This window comes from Francisella sp. XLW-1 (assembly GCF_008711455.1).
GTDB classification, from domain to species: Bacteria; Pseudomonadota; Gammaproteobacteria; order Francisellales; family Francisellaceae; genus Francisella; species Francisella salimarina.
The window spans coordinates 1-1,555 of the sequence record NZ_VXKP01000020.1; the positions used below are offsets into that span (position 1 = coordinate 1).

The following is a 1,555-nucleotide window of genomic DNA, read 5'->3' on the forward strand; positions in this document are numbered from 1 at the left end:
TTTAATATTTGTATGTAATTATCTAATAATGTGGAATGATTTAGTAGATATTAATGAAAATTAGTGCGAAAGAGTTAAAAACTAGACATTGATTTTAATGGCTTTGAAGGCTCACTGAGAATAGCTGGTAATAGAGTATTACCAATAATTAGAGAAAAAGTTAAGCCTGATAGTATCGTTTACACTGATACTTTTAGGAGCTATAATGCCTTAGATGTTTCAGAGTTTAAACATTATAGAATTAACCATAGCAAGCTGTTTGCAAAGAAGCATAATCATATAAACGGTATAGAGAACTTTTGGAATCAAGCTAAGAGACATTTAAGAAAATTTAATGGTATTCCTAGAGATCATTTTTACTTGTTTTTGAAGGAATGTGAGTGGAGATTTAACCACAGTGATTCTAAGGAACAGCTAAAGCTAATTAGACACTGGGTTAGAGAGAGTTTAAAGTAAATTTATCTAGGACAGCCACTTAATTTTTCATAATGACTTTGATCCTCTATGCTTTTCACTTATTTCTTTATTAGACCCAATTTAGCAAAACTAAATCTTCTACTCTCTGGAACTCTTTTATATTATTAGTCGCCAAAGGAACATTTAAAGACTTAGCATGAGCCGCAATCAATAAATCATTAGCTCCAATAATCTTTCCAGCCTTTTCTAAATCTGATCTAATTTTTCCATATTCAACTGCTGCTAGCCTATTAAAATCTACAATTTGAAGAGCTGCTACGAAATTATGAATGTTTGTTAGATTTTGATTAATCCATTTGCTCTTAAAAGCTCCATGTAATAATTCAGCATATACTATAGATGATATACAAATATCACCCATTTCATATTTTTTAAAATGCTCTAGTACAGATTTTGGCTGTTCTTTTAATATATATATACAAATATTTGTATCTAGCATTACTTTCATTACAAAGCTTCCCTCTCATCAAGCTTAGGCTGATTTCTACCATTATCAAAAAAGTCATGGGCTGGATCTAGTGACTTAAATACATTATCCCAACTATCGTGGATTTCGGTAATTATTATAGAATTACCGATTCTGCTAATGTCCACTTCTTTAACTTTAAACTGCATTTCTTTGGGAATCCTAACAGCTTGACTATTACCGCTCTTAAATAATTTTGTAAGCATTATACACCTCGTAATAATTGTAAATAACTACAATATACATATAGTATATACAATATACATTAATTTGTAAAATATTTATTGTACGCAGAATTACACTTCTACGCATTTTACTTGTCAAAAAAGATATCTTTTAGTATATTATCACTATATCTAACTCGCACCCCTAAAGTGCGTAGAATTGTAAAAACTAGTATTTGATGGATAATGTTATTGCTTTCTCAAAAAAACTACCCAGCGGAATTGATGAGTCATGTTTCATTTCTCAGTACACTGACTATCTGATCTACCCCGTCAATTTGGGAGAGTTTACTTCTTCATTCTCTATTATATATTCAAACTGATTTGGGGTCATATAATTTATCGTAGAATGTTTTCTTTTTGTATTATAGTAAGCTTCAATATACTC

Annotated in this window: 3 protein-coding genes and 1 pseudogene; 1 reads left to right on the forward strand and 3 read right to left on the reverse strand. The window is 30.1% G+C overall.

The features are described 5' to 3' along the window. Nucleotides 1–135: 135 nt before the first annotated feature. Nucleotides 136–456 (forward strand): annotated as a pseudogene (locus F3D59_RS09865) (IS1595 family transposase); the annotation flags it as partial. Nucleotides 457–526: 70 nt separating this feature from the next. Here the strand turns inward: F3D59_RS09865 and vapC are convergent. The 3 genes from vapC to F3D59_RS10230 form a co-directional block, all read right to left on the reverse strand. Further along, nucleotides 527–925 carry a type II toxin-antitoxin system tRNA(fMet)-specific endonuclease VapC gene (vapC, locus tag F3D59_RS09870; protein ID WP_150464770.1) on the reverse strand — a complete coding sequence of 133 codons (399 nt, stop codon included), beginning with the start codon at nucleotides 923–925 and terminating at the stop codon, nucleotides 527–529. Next, nucleotides 925–1,149 carry a type II toxin-antitoxin system VapB family antitoxin gene (gene vapB / locus F3D59_RS09875; RefSeq protein ID WP_224721195.1) on the reverse strand — a complete coding sequence of 75 codons (225 nt, stop codon included), beginning with the start codon at nucleotides 1,147–1,149 and terminating at the stop codon, nucleotides 925–927. Before vapB ends, vapC begins: the two co-directional genes overlap by 1 nt. Nucleotides 1,150–1,432: 283 nt before the next feature. After that, the gene (locus F3D59_RS10230) at nucleotides 1,433–1,549 is read right to left on the reverse strand and encodes a hypothetical protein (RefSeq protein ID WP_411961543.1); all 117 of its coding nucleotides are present in this window, start codon (nucleotides 1,547–1,549) and stop codon (nucleotides 1,433–1,435) included. Nucleotides 1,550–1,555: the final 6 nt, after the last annotated feature.

Bases quoted from the DNA above. Each gene is read 5' to 3' on its own strand.
- vapC (WP_150464770.1), bottom strand. From the start codon at position 925: ATGAAAGTAATGCTAGATACAAATATTTGTATATATATATTAAAAGAA.
- vapB (WP_224721195.1), bottom strand. From the start codon at position 1,149: ATGCTTACAAAATTATTTAAGAGCGGTAATAGTCAAGCTGTTAGGATT.